At 52.2% G+C, this 16,258-nt stretch carries 17 protein-coding genes; 7 read left to right on the plus strand and 10 right to left on the minus strand.

The features are described 5' to 3' along the window. Positions 1-88 precede the first annotated feature (88 nt). From EKM99_RS03540 to EKM99_RS03570, 7 genes are all read right to left on the minus strand, one after another. Positions 89-823: an ABC transporter ATP-binding protein gene (locus EKM99_RS03540; protein WP_125581014.1), complete on the minus strand. Its 735-nt coding sequence runs from the start codon at positions 821-823 to the stop codon at positions 89-91. Next, positions 823-1,644 carry an ABC transporter permease subunit gene (locus EKM99_RS03545; protein WP_125581016.1) on the minus strand — a complete coding sequence of 274 codons (822 nt, stop codon included), beginning with the start codon at positions 1,642-1,644 and terminating at the stop codon, positions 823-825. Before EKM99_RS03545 ends, EKM99_RS03540 begins: the two co-directional genes overlap by 1 nt. A gap of 291 nt (positions 1,645-1,935) precedes the next feature. Then, positions 1,936-2,346: a hypothetical protein gene (locus EKM99_RS03550; protein WP_125581018.1), complete on the minus strand. Its 411-nt coding sequence runs from the start codon at positions 2,344-2,346 to the stop codon at positions 1,936-1,938. A 137-nt stretch (positions 2,347-2,483) separates the two neighbouring features. Further along, positions 2,484-3,011: a hypothetical protein gene (locus tag EKM99_RS03555; protein ID WP_125581020.1), complete on the minus strand. Its 528-nt coding sequence runs from the start codon at positions 3,009-3,011 to the stop codon at positions 2,484-2,486. A gap of 16 nt (positions 3,012-3,027) precedes the next feature. Beyond that, positions 3,028-3,375, minus strand: coding sequence for a hypothetical protein (locus EKM99_RS03560; protein WP_125581022.1), 348 nt, complete (start codon positions 3,373-3,375; stop codon positions 3,028-3,030). Between the two features lie 219 nt (positions 3,376-3,594). Further along, positions 3,595-4,602, minus strand: a complete 1,008-nt coding sequence (locus EKM99_RS03565) for a DUF5776 domain-containing protein (RefSeq protein WP_225419781.1) — start codon at positions 4,600-4,602, stop codon at positions 3,595-3,597. A gap of 77 nt (positions 4,603-4,679) precedes the next feature. Next, positions 4,680-5,699 carry a C39 family peptidase gene (locus EKM99_RS03570; RefSeq protein ID WP_125581026.1) on the minus strand — a complete coding sequence of 340 codons (1,020 nt, stop codon included), beginning with the start codon at positions 5,697-5,699 and terminating at the stop codon, positions 4,680-4,682. Between the two features lie 498 nt (positions 5,700-6,197). On the opposite strand from EKM99_RS03570, the gene EKM99_RS03575 reads away from it, so the two are divergent. The 7 genes from EKM99_RS03575 (at position 6,198) to EKM99_RS03605 (ending at position 12,349) form a co-directional block, all read left to right on the plus strand. Continuing rightward, positions 6,198-6,452, plus strand: coding sequence for a hypothetical protein (locus EKM99_RS03575; RefSeq protein WP_125581028.1), 255 nt, complete (start codon positions 6,198-6,200; stop codon positions 6,450-6,452). A 12-nt stretch (positions 6,453-6,464) separates the two neighbouring features. Continuing rightward, positions 6,465-7,214, plus strand: a complete 750-nt coding sequence (locus EKM99_RS03580) for a sugar phosphate isomerase/epimerase family protein (protein WP_125581030.1) — start codon at positions 6,465-6,467, stop codon at positions 7,212-7,214. A 1-nt stretch (position 7,215) separates the two neighbouring features. After that, positions 7,216-8,505, plus strand: coding sequence for a gluconate:proton symporter (locus tag EKM99_RS03585; RefSeq protein WP_125581032.1), 1,290 nt, complete (start codon positions 7,216-7,218; stop codon positions 8,503-8,505). Positions 8,506-8,530: 25 nt separating this feature from the next. Further along, positions 8,531-9,493 carry a sugar kinase gene (locus EKM99_RS03590; protein WP_125581034.1) on the plus strand — a complete coding sequence of 321 codons (963 nt, stop codon included), beginning with the start codon at positions 8,531-8,533 and terminating at the stop codon, positions 9,491-9,493. Next, positions 9,493-10,113, plus strand: a complete 621-nt coding sequence (locus tag EKM99_RS03595; protein WP_125581036.1) for an orotidine 5'-phosphate decarboxylase / HUMPS family protein — start codon at positions 9,493-9,495, stop codon at positions 10,111-10,113. Before EKM99_RS03590 ends, EKM99_RS03595 begins: the two co-directional genes overlap by 1 nt. Further along, positions 10,113-10,655, plus strand: coding sequence for a 6-phospho-3-hexuloisomerase (gene hxlB / locus EKM99_RS03600; protein WP_125581038.1), 543 nt, complete (start codon positions 10,113-10,115; stop codon positions 10,653-10,655). The genes EKM99_RS03595 and hxlB overlap by 1 nt, the downstream gene beginning before the upstream one ends. Before the next feature lie 707 nt (positions 10,656-11,362). Then, the gene (locus tag EKM99_RS03605) at positions 11,363-12,349 is read left to right on the plus strand and encodes a LacI family DNA-binding transcriptional regulator (protein WP_125581040.1); all 987 of its coding nucleotides are present in this window, start codon (positions 11,363-11,365) and stop codon (positions 12,347-12,349) included. Between the two features lie 60 nt (positions 12,350-12,409). Here the strand turns inward: EKM99_RS03605 and EKM99_RS03610 are convergent, their stop codons facing one another. From EKM99_RS03610 to EKM99_RS03620, 3 genes are all read right to left on the minus strand, one after another. After that, entirely contained in the window at positions 12,410-13,585 is a 1,176-nt protein-coding gene (locus EKM99_RS03610) for a mandelate racemase/muconate lactonizing enzyme family protein (protein ID WP_125581042.1), read from the minus strand. 15 nt (positions 13,586-13,600) lie between these two features. After that, positions 13,601-15,253, minus strand: a complete 1,653-nt coding sequence (locus EKM99_RS03615; RefSeq protein ID WP_125581044.1) for a peptide ABC transporter substrate-binding protein — start codon at positions 15,251-15,253, stop codon at positions 13,601-13,603. 270 nt (positions 15,254-15,523) lie between these two features. Beyond that, positions 15,524-16,081, minus strand: coding sequence for a cysteine hydrolase family protein (locus EKM99_RS03620; protein ID WP_164511506.1), 558 nt, complete (start codon positions 16,079-16,081; stop codon positions 15,524-15,526). Positions 16,082-16,258 lie beyond the last annotated feature (177 nt).

Raw genomic sequence — 16,258 nt, forward strand, 5'->3', positions numbered from 1 at the left:
GTTTAGATAATGTCGCCGCTAAGGCGTTTAATAAAAAGTTCCGAAAGAAAATCCCGACTACGCCAAATTGGCAGTCGGGATTTTTTAGTTAGGCGTTCAGTTCTTCCTTGTCATGCAAAATGGCTGCCAAGACATTCTCGGCCACCACCCCAACTTGGCCAGCATCGTGGCGGTCGGCGGGGCCCGTGAACTCCGCGTAGTTGGTTTCGTGTTTCATGACGACGATTCTGTCAGCCATCCGGGCCGCCTCGTTGACGTCGTGGGTGACCAGCACGGTGGTCAGTTCCTGTTGCTCACAGATGTGCAAAATCAGGTCCTGCATCTTCCGGCGGGTCAGGGCATCCAGGGCGCCGAGGGGTTCGTCCAACAGTAGGACTTGCGGGTGCGACATTAGCGCACGGGCCAAGGCGACCCGTTGCTTCTGCCCACCAGACAGCTGGTTGGGGAAGTGTTGCGCGTAGTCGTCCAGACCGACCAGGTGGAGCAACTTTTTGGCTTCGGCCTGTTGCGTGGTGTCGTGGCTCTTGAAGGACAGATTATCGAGCACCGTCATCCACGGTAACAGCCGGTCTTCTTGGAACATCATGCGGATCACGACCTGGGATTCTTCGCGCGTTTGGTGGTTGAACAGGACTTGGCCACGGGTCGGCGTTTCCAGGTTCGCAATCATTCGCAGTAGGGTACTTTTCCCGCCACCACTCATGCCGACCATCGCCAGGAATTCGCCGGGCTCAATGTTAAAACTGACATCGCTCAAAGCGGTCAACTCGCCGTAGTCCTTACCAATGTGATCAATCGTAATTTCAGGTTTCGTGTCGGCCATTATTTGCCACTCCTTCCCAGCGTTTGCCAGTCCAGGAAGAGCGTTTCAAAACTCTTGGCGACGAGGTCGGAAATTTTCCCGAGGATGGCGTAAATGACGATACACAAGATGACGGTTTCCATGTCGACGAAGTCTTCGGCGTTGGTCGACATGTAGCCGATACCGGAGTTGGCGGAAATGGTTTCGGCCACAATCAAGGTGGTCCACATCACGCCAAGGGCGTAGCGGACACCGACTAGGACTTGGGGCAAGGCCGCCGGAAAGATAATTTTCTGAAATAATTGCCGGTTGGACATGTCGTAGGACTTACCCATTTCAATCAGGTCGGGGTCGACGTTGCGAATCCCGTTGAACGTGTTGATGTAGACGGGAAACATGGTTCCGATGGCCACCAGGGAAATCTTGGCGGACTCGTTGATGCCTAGCCAGATGATGATGAGCGGAATCAGGGCCAGGTGGGGAATGTTCCGGACCATTTGGATCGAGGAGTCAAACAGTAGGCGTGCCGTGTTGGACATCCCGTTGAGAAAGCCCAGGATGAGGCCGAGGCCACCGCCGATAATCAGGCCAAGGGTGGCCCGGTAGAGACTGATGCTCATATTTTTGGGAAGTTCACCGGTCTTGGTGAGCGTGATGCCGTCCTGCAACACGGCCCAGGGGGAGGGCAAAATGTTGCTGGACAGCCAGCCCATGCTACTGCTGAGTTGCCAGATGACAACGACTAGCACGGGGATGAGGAAAGGTAAGAAGCCCTTGTAGGAAAAGGACCGCGTTTTCGCTTTCGGGGGAAGCGCGGGGGACAGTGTTGCTGATTTTTGCATTGGGGGAGCCTCCTAGGCAGATTGGACAACGTTTGGCGGCAAAAGGGCCCACCGCCGTAACTCTAAGGGTAGTGTACAAGTAATTCGGCCCCGCAACTATTGGCCTTTCCTAAGTGTTAAATAAGAATCTCTTAGGAAACGGTTACATTTTTGGCGTGCACTGGTCGTCGTCAAGGTGGCGGCGCTGGAGTTGGCAGGGTTGTGTTCATTGTTGTGACTTGCCCGGGGGTAGATAAATTTGGACATATCAAAGAGGCTACAACCGTGGTCGTAGCCTCTCGGGGGTCAGTCTTATTCGGTTAAATCAAGCTTAGCAAACAGCGCCGTCGAATCAATCTGGTTCGCGTCAGCCCGGGCGACAATCAAGGCTCGGTGTTGCTGGATCAGCGTTCGCAGGCTCGTTGGTTGCGACAAAAGCCGTAGCGCAATTTCCTGGGGATAGGACTGGAGTTGCAGATGCTGCTCAATGCGGGTGAGAATTTTTAATGGCAGGTCAAGCACTAAGGCGGCTTCGGGCAGAGTTAGTTCCAACTTTTCTCGGGCGGCAGTGATTTCGGCCGGGAAAAGGAATCCGAACTTTTGCCGGTAGAGGTGGTAGTCCGCGTCGAAATTAATATTAATCTCATCCAGCGGTTCTAAATAGTTGGCAGAGTCGTAAATATCAGCGCCCGCGGGAACCCAGTAGCGGTGGGTGTTTTCCAAAGGATCGCCCCCAATTATATCCGTTTCCGTAAGATCATGTAGGCGACGTCGTTGTTCATGATGTCGGTCGTGGTTGTGTGGCCAATAATTTTCATTTGAGACCTACTTTCTTTGCCAGGTGGTCAGGAGCCAATCAATCAGTCGTTGTCAGCAATTTTTTGAGAGAGTTGCTGGCAAACGTCGTCGAGATCGATGTGCATCCGAGCAGCGCGTTGCGTCAGCAGGTCCTGATAAGGCCGAATGCTGGCAAGTAGTTGTTGGGGATGCTGAAGAAAACGCAGATTGATCTCTTGTTCCAGTGACTGCAGTAAGTCACCATTTTCAATGGCTAGAAAGACTTCCTCAGGCATGTCTAACAGTAAAGCGGTTGTGGGGACGGAAAGGTCTAAATACTGGCGGGCGGCCTTGATGGCAGCAGGAGACAGAAAGTTGTATTGCTGTCGGTAGAGTTGGTAATCGGCGTCTAAGTTATAGTCAGGATTGGTGATGGGCTCAATGTAGGTGGTTGGGTCGGCCAAATCCTTACCCGCAGGAACCCAGTAGCGGTGGGTGTTCTCCAACGCGTCAAGGCTACCGATTGTGACGGTTTCCCGTAATTCGATGATGGTGAAATCAAAACTCTGTTCATCAAATGAATAGGTTGTGTGACCAATAATTTTGGGCATATCGTTGACCTCCAAATTAATGCCAAGTCCAGGTGAGGTTCAAAGCTTTTTCGCGGGGATGAACCGATTCTAAGCGACTATTTGTGGCTGATAAATCAAATTTTACGTACATGTTGACTTCTAAAATAGTCTCAATAAACTCATAAACCCAAAAGTTTGGGAGCCAGTGATGGGGCGAGGGTCCCCGATAATAATGGCTAGTGGCCAGTTGCTGGATGGCAAATTTAAGCGCTGAGTCTGCACGAAGATGCTGTGACCGTAAGTAATCAGTGGATTTTTTGTGCAGGTAAATCGTTATTCGATTTTGCGAGTAGTCTTGTTGCAGCCGGTGAATGGTTAATTGGATTTTCTGCTCACGATTCATGGTGGTTACCTCAGATCTTCGTCAAATTTAGGTTCTAAAGTTAACTCCGTAAATGAGAGCAGAATATTTTTATTTATTTTTCAATAAACGCCAAACGAGGTCAAACACTGTACACGAACCTTACCATGCCACCCCCACAATAGCAACGAAACGCCACAACAAAAGCGACTAACCCCCAATCGGATTAGCCGCTTAACTGTTGTGCTTAAAGTTTAATTTTTAGTGGAAAACCCGAGCAATTCCGGCCACGTATGAGCGTTGACCGTCCTTGATTGGTTGCACCATGATCCGTGGTGGCCAGCTTTCGATGACCTTGCCCTTACCTAAGTAGAGCGCCACGTGCCAGATGGTGTGGGTGCCGGGTTCGTAGTAGAAGACCAGGTCGCCACGCTTCTTTTGACTGTAGGCCACGTGCTGGAACTTCTTGCTAGCCCAGAGGTTGCGGGAGTTCCATTCGTTACCAGGGTAAGCGTGATGAATCGAGCTGATTGGTGCTGGGTTAATCCCACCAGCGTAAAGGGCTTGCATCACCAGACCGGAGCAATCCGTTCCGTAAATGGGTTTGGATGAGGAGCCGACTAAGTACGGGTTACCCTTGTACTTGTAAGCTTGCTTAATCATGGCCTCGATGTGTGCCGTCCGGCCATTCCAGGCGTGCGCACCCAGTGGCGCCACGTAAGAATCGATGCTGGTCCAGCTAGACTTGGAGAAGCCCAACTTGACCCAGGTCTTCTCGTTGACGTTCCCGGTGACCTTCAAGTGGTGTGACCGTTGGAAACTCTTCACCGCGTAGTAAGTCGCAGAATTATATTTGTTATAACCGTTGGCCGTGCCTAAACGCCGCATGATCTTCCAGGTCTTGATGCCTTCGTAACCGCGCTTGACGGTGTAGCCAACCTTGCCATAAGCCTTGATCTGCTTGTAGTTGACCTGGTAATACTTCTTAGGGTTTTGGTAGCCCTTGGTCTTGGCAACGAACGCCTTGTTAGCGGTGACGTATTTGCCAGTGTTGGTCTTTAAAACGGGCGCGTGGCCCTTGACCGTCACGACTTTAGAAATCTTAGCGTAGTGGCCCTTTTGAACCGTGGCCGCGTGCTTGGTCTTGGCCGCATCCTTGTAATAGGCGACGGTCTTCTTGACCCGGATGATGCCGGGGTTCGTGGTGTAGTAGCTAGTCTTGGCCTGCGCGGTGGCTGTGGTACCAACGCTGGCAAGGCCGGCAACAATAAGTAATGTGGATAGCCAATGCTGTTTCAATGTATTTCGCTCCTTTGATCTGTGATATGAATCTATTTATTGCCAATTTAATAACTCAAAGCTCGGTAGGCGTCGTGCTTACGGTGGTTATTCAAGCTAGCCAACGTCATGCTGGTCTTCTTCTTGGTCCACGGATCGTTGTAGTAGGCGCGGGTGCTGCTGTAGCCGGTGAGGGTGATGGCGTGATTGACGAAGCCATCGACACCCGCGACCCAGATGACGACCGTGTGGCCCTGGTTGATCTGCGTCTTCATTTTGCTAAACGAAGCGCCGGTCATGTCCTTGGCCGAACCCAGGTGAGCCTTGACGGTGGACATCAGTCCCTTGGGATAGATCCACCAGCCGGAAGCGGAATAGGGACTGCCAACGAAGCCCTTGTTTGGATTAGAACTGCGCGGCATTTCCTTGGCCAACGACATCTTGGTAACCTTGGCGCCGGCGTACTGCAGCATCATCGTGGTTGCCGTGATCTCGCACCCAGTTGGTAATTCAGGGCGTTGCGCAATCAGTGGCACGTTTAGCCACCGGTAAGATTTGACGGTCCCGTTGCGGTGAATCCAGCCGGTCTGGTGATTGCTGGTAAATTTCAGCCACGTGCCGTCCGCCATAACTTCCTCGCGGGTCACGTGCACCTTCTTGTTGGCGTAGACCCGACCGATCGCAATGGCGGTCATGTTCTTAGCCGAAGACTTGGCGCCGCCAGTTTTGTAGACCTTGTAATTGTGCTTCTGGTTGGTACCAATCTTGGTGTAGTAGTTGACGGTCTGCTTGCTGGTTACTTTGCGGTAAACCGGTTTTGGCTTTGGCTTAGGTTTGGGCTTTGACTCTGAACTGGCCGATGAAGAAGACGATGAGGTCGACTCCGACGATTCGGAAGATGATACTGATGAGGATTCCGCGTTGGTTGTGGTCGAGTTGGACTCGCTGGTCGCCGTCTTGGCGGTTTTGGTGGTCTTGGTTGACGTAGCCGTCGACGTGGCCGTTGCCGCATAAGCCGGGCCGCTGGTAGCCGTCCCCAAGAAGAGCCCGAGGCCGAGCACGGCGAGACTCCCGATGAAACGTTTCATGTAAAATTTCCCCTTTATATGTATTGAAATCATTTAGGTAGCGGATAGTCCGCCAAAATAATGGTTTTGACGTGTCTTATTGTACCGCTATTTCACAGTTGGAACAATGGCAAAAGTTGAGATAAACGCTGCTATTACGGCGTTTGTCAGGATGAGCTGCGTGTGTTCTTCACAAAGAAAAGCCGTTGTGCAAGGTGGTTAGCCTAAATGCAGGCGGTCACCGATTGTCGGCTGGGAAGGGAAGAGGAGCGGAAGTGCTCAGCTTTTGCAGATTCGGGACAGCACGTCATCCGGTTGGAGTGGGAAGTGGCTAAAATTATTTTTAGGTTAACGTTTACCTAAATGAAAACTTGCGGCCCAACGATTCGAGTGATTCACGGCGCTTGCTAGTAACCGGGGTCGCTGAATGTACGCTTGACACAAATTGGGAAAACGTTTACCATAGCTTTTGAAATCACCAACAAGCATTTCCCAAAAAGGATGATGGAGGGTCTTAAGATGGCAGACAGAACCGTAATCGATCCCGCAACGTTTGCGCGGGGCTTCGCCAGTGCGGCAACGCAGGCGGGCATTGACACGAATAAGATTACCCCGGCAGCGAAGACGTACCTACTGAGTTATCTCACGGCGTTTTACCTGGCCAACGACTTTAATCAGGCCGAGGCCCAGAACCTAGCCACGCCGGCAGTTAAATTTCAAGATATGAGTTTTGAACAGTTACTCGAGCGCGTCAGTCAGCTCAACAAATACTAGGAGGCACACAGCATGACAGTTATTTTGAACACGTGGGTTTTTGAAGCGTTGGTCCAGCAGGGTACCTCGCAGGTCGCGTTGACTCGGCACTCCGCCGACCTGGGTGCGGACGGGATTGAGGTCCGCCGCGAGTACTTCACGGATACCCCCCAAGAAACGGCGGCCATTGGCAAATTAGCGCGCCAATTGGGCTTGATCGTCAATTACAGCGTGCCTGACGAGGTGTTTACCCCGGCTGGTGCCCTGAACCCCTTGCTGCCAACCTACTTCGCCGAAGGCCAGGCCATGGGTATCGCCAAAATTAAATTCAACACGGGCCACTTCGACCGCTTCACCGGCGACCTTGCCAGTGAATTGGCCAAGCTGCCCCTTGATCAAATTGAAATGAACGTTGAGAACGACCAGACGCCGGTCTCCGGCACCATCCCAGCCATTCAAAGATTCCTCGCCGCCGCTCATCAGGCCACATCAGCCAAGATCGGCTACGTGTACGACCTGGGCAACTGGGCGTTCACGCACGGGGATGCGACCGCGGCAGCCCAAGCCTTAGCCGCCGACACCCACTACATTCATTTGAAAAATACCAGCGACGACCACGGGACCTTGGCCACGACGGCCGACCTGGATACGGGCATTTACGATTGGCGGGCGCTGCTGAAATTACTGCCAGCCGCCGTGCCGTTTGCCTTGGAATACCCAATGGCGACCGACGCTGAGATTACCCAGCAACTGCAGCTGCTCCGCGCGGAAGTGGGTGATTAACATGGCGTCAACGATTAGTGCCGTCCTGTTACTGCTGACGTTTGGCGGCTTCATTTACTACATCGTTAAGGGTGGCAACCTGATGATTGGCTTCTTCGTGATGGCGATTCTCTGGGCCGTGATTGGGCAAATTCCAGCGGACCAGGTCATCCAGAAGGTCTTCGCCGAACCCGCCCTAAACTACGGACCGACCATCATCTACATTGTCTTTGGCTCCTGGTTTGGCCGGGTGCTGGTAGATAGCGGCATTGCGCCCGCCATTTCCGAAGCGACCAATCAAGTCGGCAAGAAACGTCCTTTGTTGGCCGTCTTCCTGGTCATCATTGTCACCGCTTTCATCTTCGTCAGCGCGTATGGCGTGGGCTCTGTGATTGCCATTGGGGTCATTCTTCTGCCAATCATGCTCTCGGTGGGATTGCCCCGCGACATTGCGCTCTCGGCATTTTCCATGGCGATTGGGGCGCCAATGTACCTGAACGTAGTGCTCTACAACCAGATCAAGGCGTTCTTCCCTAAAGCCGAATACGGCGGCACCTATCTGATTTTCGGGGTGTGCGCGACGCTGGTTCAGTTGGCGGCGGTCATGCTCTTTATCTTCTGGAACCGCAAAAAGATCGACCCCACCAAGGCCGATGAAAATTTGAAAATCATTGGCGCCGAAACGCAACAGGTTGCCGACGTCAAGGTACCGAAGTTGGCGTTCGTCGTGCCCATCGTCCCAGTGTTGATGAACATGCTCTTCAAGTGGGATGCCATTCCAGCGCTGACGCTAGCGACCTTGCTGGCCATGCTGTTGACCGGTAAGTTCAAGGGCTATCAGAAGTTCGTCACCTTCCTGAACAGCACCATCAAGCAAGCCATCGGCGATATTGCCGGGCTGATCATGTTCTTGATGGCCTTGATCATGTTCAGTGGCGCCGCTTCCATGGATGCCGTACGGTTCCGGCCGTTATTTGAAGCCGTCTTGCCCCACAACATGCTGATCCTGGCCTTGGCTTTTGGGGTGTTGGCGCCGTTGGCCTTGTTCCGCGGGCCGTTTCACGTGTGGGGCGCCGGGGCCGCCACTGCCGCCGTTCTCTCCGGCATCGGCTTGTTCCCAGACGCGTTTCTCCTGCCGTTACTGTACGTGCCCACGCTCCTGGCCGTTTCGACCGACATTACCCAGTCCTGGAACGTGTGGGGACTGGACTACATGAAGGTCCAGACCCGCGATTTCTTAAAACACGGCGTGCCCATCATGTGGGTCGTTTCCATTATTAATGAATTATTGGTTTATGTCTTCTTCGGTTAAAAATATAGAAAAGAGGAACACAACAATGAGTGAAATAGTTACGATTGGCGAACCGATTGTCACGTTTGCCTCCAAGGAACCCGACGTCTCCCTCCGCGATGCCCTGGAATTTCATAAAATTCTGGGTGGTGCCGAACTCAACGTGGCGATTGGCGCCCAACGCTTGGGTCATTCGGTGGATTACATTTCCCAAGTGGGGGAGGAACCCCTGGGCGATTACGTCATCAAGACCATCAAGGCCCATCAGGTGGGCACGCACTACATTAGTCGCGACGACCAGAACTGGACGGCCTTTCAGCTGAAGGACCGCGTGACCAAAGGCAACCCGACGACGCACAACTACCGCCGCGGGTCGGCGGCCGCCCACCTCACCCCGGCAATCGTGGATCAGATTGACCTGACAGGCGTGAAGGCGGCCCACATGTCCGGCATTTTTCCCGCCATTTCAGCGACGGCCGAGGCGGCTTTCCGAGCACTGTTGACGCGCTTGGAGACGGCAAATGTGTTGACCACCTTCGACCCGAATTTACGGCCAACCCTGTGGTCCAGCCACGAAAAAATGGTGGCCACGATCAACGACTTGGCGGGTCACGCCGACATTGTTCTGCCAGGCGTTGAGGAGGGCGAAATCCTCATGGGCTCCGCCGATCCGGCGGCGATTGCCGACTTCTATTTGCAAGGGGCTCGCACCAAGGTCGTCATCGTGAAGGTGGGACCAGCCGGGGCGTACGTCAAACGGGATAGCGGCGAAAGCTACACGGTGACCGGCTTCAAGGTGGCCCAGGTGGCCGACACGGTTGGCGCCGGGGATGGCTTTGCGATGGGCGTCTTGACCGCCTTACTGGAACACAAAGCGCTACGTTCAGCCGTTATGCGGGGCAATGCCGTGGGCGCGCTGCAGGTTCAGACCTATGGCGACAACGACGGGTACCCGACGCCAGCTGAATTACAGGCATTTTACCAACGAGAAGGAGTTGTCGAAGACTAATGGACTTACAAGTAGCAATCGACCGGGTCACGCTGGACAAGGCGGTCGACCTGGCACAGCAATTGGATGGGCAAGTGGACATCATTGAATTTGGCACGTCGCTGATCAAGGATTACGGCTTGGAACAGATTCACGCGCGGCTGCCAAAATTGCAGCACGCCAAGCTGTTACTGGACCTGAAAACGATTGACGAGGGCGACTACGAATTTGACAAGGGCTTTGCGGTCGGCGACATTCTGACGGTGATGGGCGCGGCGTCACCCGACACGCTCACCAGCGTTTACGAACTGACCCAGGCGCGTGGCAAGCAGATGTTCATCGACATGATGGAAATTACGGCGGCCAAGACGGCCCAGATTGTCGACCACCCGGCTGCCATCTACGGGATTCATCACGCCAAGGATTCCCGCGCGGACTTCGATGCCGCGACGACCGTGGCGGCGTTCCACACCGATTTTCCAGCGGTCCAACACATCTCCGTGGCCGGGGGCATCGACCTGGCGATGGCACAGAAGTTGGCGACGCAGGGCATTGCCGAATCCGTGATTGTCGGCAGCGCCATCGTGAAGACGGCCGACCCAGTTGCGGCGGCACAAAAATTTATGGAGGCAATTCACTAATGACATTGATTGATCAGGTTACGCAAGAGGTTACGGAAGTGATGGGGCTGATTGACGAAAGCCAATTGGACCAAGCGGAAAAATTAATTCAAAAGGATCAACGGATCTTTGTTCTGGGCGCAGGACGTTCCGGTTTGATGGCGAAGGGCTTTGCGATGCGGCTGATGCACATTGGCTACACGGTCTTCGTGATTGGCGAAACGATTACGCCGTCCATCCAGGCGGGGGATGTCCTGCTAGCCGTTTCCGGTTCGGGCAAGACGGCCAGCATTTTTGAACTGGCGACCAAGGCCGCTGAAAATGGCGTGACGGTCATTTCCGTGACCAGCCACGCGGATTCGCCCCTGGGCAAGGTGGGTCAGGCTGTGATTGTTGTGCCTGGTGCGACCAAGGCCGGGGATGGCGTGAAGTCGATTCAACTGCTGAGCACGCTGTTTGACCAGAGTGTTCACCTGACGCTGGACGTGCTGTGCTTGAAGCTTAGTCGCCGCGACAACGTGTCCAACGCTTCTGCGGCCGCCGCGCATAGTAATATGGAGTAAAAATGGTCATCTGCGGCTGCTGGAGATTTCGGTTACTGTGGGGACCGCCTGCGGCCTGAGGGGCGGTCCTCCGGCTCGGTTTGAAGCCTGATAAAGACCATCAGTCTCCAAACACGTCCCACGGCGTAGGCCGAGTAAACCGTTCAGCCAACGCCGTCGTCACAGCTACCTGCATCTCCAGCATTCTCCGGCTACGACAGTGTTTACGCCATTCGATTGGTGTCAGCAGTTGCTATGGTCACGTATCAGGCTGGGAGTTTCTCCTGACTAGCGTTGCTAGGTAGGCGTCAGCTTTAGGTGAGACTGGGAAGTTTTTCACGTAACCTATTTCGTGAACGATGAACTGGTGGTTAAGCCAAAAACGATATTGGGCAAAGCCGATTGTGGAGCCTGGGACAAGACTGTCCCCGGGCTCTTTGCGTAGGGACTTAACGCCAAACGTGCGCCGGCCAATCTACAGGTAACAGATTGATTTTGCGAAGGCGTCAAACCATGATAAACTAGTGAACGATGCTTACCCTCGCTGTTGGCGGGGCGTAAACGCGTTCGTACATAAGTGCCCGCGTCGCCGGGTTATGTCGCAATCGACGAGGCAGATGGGCACATCCAAGAATAGAAATTAAGTGGCGCCGGGCTTGTTTTAACGAGTCCGGAAGCAACGCAACGCCAGCGATAGCGGTAAATTGTGAGACTGGAGTGACAGGACATTGGCACGAAAAGCGAATAAAAATGCAAATATTAAGGACGTCGCGGCACTGGCGGGCGTGTCGATTGCGACCGTCTCGCGGTTCTTAAACGGCAACTTAGGCCGGATGTCGGCGGCGACGGCTACCAAGGTGCAAGCGGCCATTACCAAACTGAACTACGTCCCCAACTCGGTTGCCCGCCAGATGATTACGCAATCCAGTAAATTGATTGCTGTTATGGTGGCCAACATCGACGACTACTTTTCGACGGAATTGTTTAAGGGAATCAGCTCGATGCTGGAGAGTCAGGGATACATTGGCGTGCTCTTCGATGCCAACGCGGATATTGAACGAGAAAAGAAACTGTTACGGGCCATCGGGTCGCGGGGATTCGACGGGTTAATTTTGCAGTCGTTTAGTAATCCCCAAACGGTCCAGGAAATTCTGCACCAACAGATTCCCGTGATCAGTGTCGACCGGGAAATGGATGCGTGCCCCTGGCCGCAAGTGGTGACGGATAACTTTGTGGCGGCTAAGACCGCGACCGAATATTTCCAGCAACAGGGCTACCAGCACGTGGTCGTGTTGACGTCCGAACTCGAACTGAGCCGCACGCGGCAGAAACGTTACCGGGGCATCTTGGCGGCGGCGCAAAACGTTGACGTGGTGGAGGTCTCCGAGTCCTCGTACAACCACAGCGACGTCCACCAACGCCTGACCCAATTGATCACCAAGAGTGACCAGAAGACGGTGGCATTTGCCCTGAAGGAACGCTGGTTGCTGGAGTTCTTCCCCAACCTGATTGTGTCGGGACTCATTGATAACCAAGACGTGACGGCGACGGGGTTTGCCGATACGGACTTCATTCGCCGGATGGAACCCAAGCTCACGTTGATCACCCAGAATCCCTTTTTGATGGGTGCCAGCTCGGCCGAACTCATGTTGCGCCAGCTGGCGGGGGAGGTCGTGGCACCAGATAAAATGGTGATTCCGGCTAAGTTGCAGTAATCCAAAGAATGTACTAGAAAAGGGTATTCGCTGTGGCGAATACCCTTTTGAGTAGACGGACTATTTAATTGTTTCGCAGTGCGACTCTTTAATGGCTGCGTCACTCAGTTCTTGACCGATCCCTGGACGAGAGGAGAAGGTGAAGACGCCATCTTGCGGCTGTTGGGCAAATTTACCAATCCATTCGTTGTCAGGCTTCAATGAAATTTCGTGTTGCTCATGAATAAAGCAATTTGGCACGGTGGCTTCAAGCTGCAAGGCCATCGCCGTAGCAATGGGGGTTCCGCAGGTATGGAGCTGAACACCAATATCGAAAGCGGCAGCCATGTCGCAAATCTTCTTGGCTTCACTAATCCCACCACAGATAGCAACATCCGGTTGAATGACGTCCAGCAAACGATTGGTGATAAATGGCTGGAAGCCAAAGCGAGTCGTGATACGTTCACCACTAGCTAACGGCATTGCGGTAACATCTTTCAACTGTTTTGTTAATTCTGAGCTCAACGGTGAACAGGGTTCTTCTAGGTAGAAGATGTTCAGGGGCTCAATCAGTGGTAGAAACTGTTTGGCGGAATTAACATCAAGGCCAGCGTGGCATTCGACAATTAAATTAATTTCAGGGCCAACAGCATCGCGGGTAGCTTTCAACCGGTCGACTGGGAGCTGAAGTTGAGCGTAGTCTTGCAGGCCAATCAGTTTTTGACCGAAATGACCGTGTTCATCTAGCATGAATGGGTCAATCTTGATAGTCTTATAGCCTTCAGCAACGGCTTTTTTAGCAACCGCCGCGTAGTCTGCTGGTGTGGCCAAATATCTTGTTTCTGGGTCCCAACCGAACTGCAACTGACTAGCGTACGCCGGAATTTCTGTTCGTGTTTGACCGCCCAAAAGTTGGTACACAGGGACATCGAGGGCTTTCCCTTTAATGTCCCAAAGCGCAGTATCAATGGCACTAACGGCGGCGTAGAAAGTGGTGCCACTTCCCTTGCCCCAGAAAGTGCGTTGGTAAAACTGTTGCCAAATTTTTTCGGTGTTCTGGGGGTCTTGGCCAATGATGAGCTGAGACAAATCCTTTAAACTTCCCAGTGCACCATATTCACCGTCGCCATAAAAGATACCAGACTCGCCAAAACCACTGATTCCATCGTTGGTATTGATTCGAATGACGATGGGGTGCCAGGCGCCATACTGTTGATTCCACTTGACTTGAAAGATATCAACACTAGTAATTTTCATAATGAATTGCTCCTCCTACTTGGTCATGTACATATACTTGTAGTTCCATTGCGCGCCGGTGGTATTGTGCGTAATACCGTGCAAATTCGAGCGCTTCAGGTAGTAATTGTAGTTTTGGTAGAGGGGCGTCAAAGCTTGATCATCTGACAGTAATTTTTCAGCTTTTAACAGTTTTTGCCAGCGTTCGGTCGCGCTTAGATTATCTGTGGTTGAGTCATTGATTAACTTGTCGTAGGTCTTGTTCTTCCAGGCACCGTAGTTTTGCGGATTCGTGCTCAGCATTGGCTGAAGAAATTCAATAGGATCAGCGATATCGGCACCACGTCCACCCAGGTAAGCCTCAAACTGGCCCTCAGTACTTCGCTGGTAAGCGATTTGGTCGGGGACGTTTTGCAGCTTGATGGTTAATCCAGGGAGTTGTTTTTCAGCATTAGCTTTGATTAATTCCGCGAGTTTACTGGATGTATCGCCCGTTGAGGTCATCAGTGAGAAGGTTAGTGACTTAGTATTTAGTTGACTGAGACCTTTCCTCCAGTAAGTCTTGGCCAGCTTCGTGTCGTAACGAACGCTGTCGCCACCGGCTTGCAGTTTCGCAAAGTCCTGGTTCTTAGCGTTGTAGCCCAGGTAGCGGGTGACCACACCAGTTGGTTCTAGACCGGACCCATTTAAGAGGTCCTTCACGATTTGCTTTCGGTCAATGGTTAAGGAGATGGCCTTACGGATGTTGATGTTGTTAAAGGCCTTGTTCAATTTTGCATTCTTGATGCCTTGGTTGTAAATCAAGTAATTCATGTAAGAATAAGGGCCAGTATACAGTTGATGACTGTTCTTGAAATTCTTGAACTGATCACTAGTTAGGATGGTGAAATCCAGCTTCTTAGCCTGATAGAGATTCAGACTAGTTTGCGGATCAACTTCATAAAACATGTTAATCTTATGCATCTTAACTTTGTCTTTATCCCAATATTTGTTGTTCTTCACAAAGGTCCACGTTGTCCCCTGTGGCTTCCACTTGGTCATGTTGTAAGGCCCCGAGAAGACGACTTTGTCTGGGGCTGTCCCGTAATCCTTACCGTACTTGTCCACAATCTTTTTATCCTGTGGTGAGAAGGCTTGATAGGTCATCAATTTGGTGAAGTAAGCAATTGGATGATCCAGGGAAACGACGAAGGTGTGGCTGTCAGTAGCTTTAACGCCTAGTTTACTGACGGGGAGCTTACCAGCATTGACCGCCATTGCGTTTTTAATGCCTTTAAAAATGTAAGGGTGCAAGGACTTGGTACTTGGCTTCAAAGAACGTTGCCAGGAGTACACAAAGCTTTGAGCAGTGATTGAATCACCGTTACTGAAGGTAGCACCTTTACGAATGGTAAACGTATAGGTCTTGCCATCCTTGGAGACGGTTGACTTGGTAGCTAATGCCGGAACGACTTTATGATTCCGGTTAAGATAGAATAAGCTATCAAACATGTTGCCAGCTTGGTCGAACCCTCGCGACTTTGAAATATCCAATGTCGGAATCACAAAGTTGGCAGATAAGTTAGCCGTGCGCACAAGTTTTTGCTGCGACGCTGCTGGTTTGGAACCACACGCAGAAAGCGTGGCTAAAAGAGTCATAGCCAGGGCCACCACAGCCACCGACTTATGACGAGTTAAACTAAAAGACATAATATTAAACCTCCCAATAAAATCTATTAACCAAACTGCTAGGTAAATTCAACCGTGAAAATCAGAATTTATTTAGCAGAACCACAGCCATTATAACCACAAGGGTGTAAGCGCTTCAACCGGCGACTATCTATGCTGCTGATTATTTTGAATGTTATTGGCGGGTCAGGGCTTGCTGATTAAGGGATTTATGAGTGTTTGGAATAAATGAAAAGTAATGAAAAACGTCCGTCATTTTCTGAAAAAAGAAAGTGACAGACGCTAATAAGTTTAGCTTAAAATAATTTCAGCACCCAGGCAGGTTTTGAAATGGTTCAACGCCCAGGCGTGGCCGGCGGTGTCAAAACTGGCGACGGCGTTTTGGGGGATGATGAGTTTATAGCCTAGGTTGTAGGCGTCCACTGCAGTGTGGAGCACGCAGATATCGGTACAGACGCCCGTGAGAATCAGCGTGTCCACGTGACGTTCTCGCAAGCGCAGGTCGAGGTCGGTGCCAGCAAAGGCGCTGTAGCGGGTCTTGTCGAACTGCCACACGTTATCGGCCGATTGATTTTGGTCAAACCAGTCCTTGACTGGTCCGAAGAGTTCCCGGCCCCAACTACCCCGCACGTTGTGGGGTGGGAAGAGCTTGGTTTCGGGATGGTAGGGGTCGTTCGGCGTGTGGACGTCGGTGGGCAGGAGAACCCAGCCATCGGCTTGATGGGTGTCTTCGGCCAGCTTGACGATGTTGGGCGCCAACACTTGCCCCGGTTCGGCACAGGTCAGTGCGCCCTTGTCCGCCACAAAATCGTTGGTGTAATCGATGATCAATAATGCTTGATTTGTCATGAGAAATCCCCCGTTTTCAATTGTTTTCATTAGTATGTCGAAGCGCTGTCGTGAAGTCAAAGGATTAGGCTATTTATTTTGTTATATAAACCAACGTTCCATGGCGTAAATCGGGGAAGACTACGGTGTAGATAACAGTCAGTCTAAATGTGAGAACACAGTACCCTCTGCCGCATT

Origin of the sequence: Levilactobacillus cerevisiae (assembly GCF_003946245.1) — a bacterium.
Classification (GTDB): Bacteria; Bacillota; Bacilli; order Lactobacillales; family Lactobacillaceae; genus Levilactobacillus; species Levilactobacillus cerevisiae.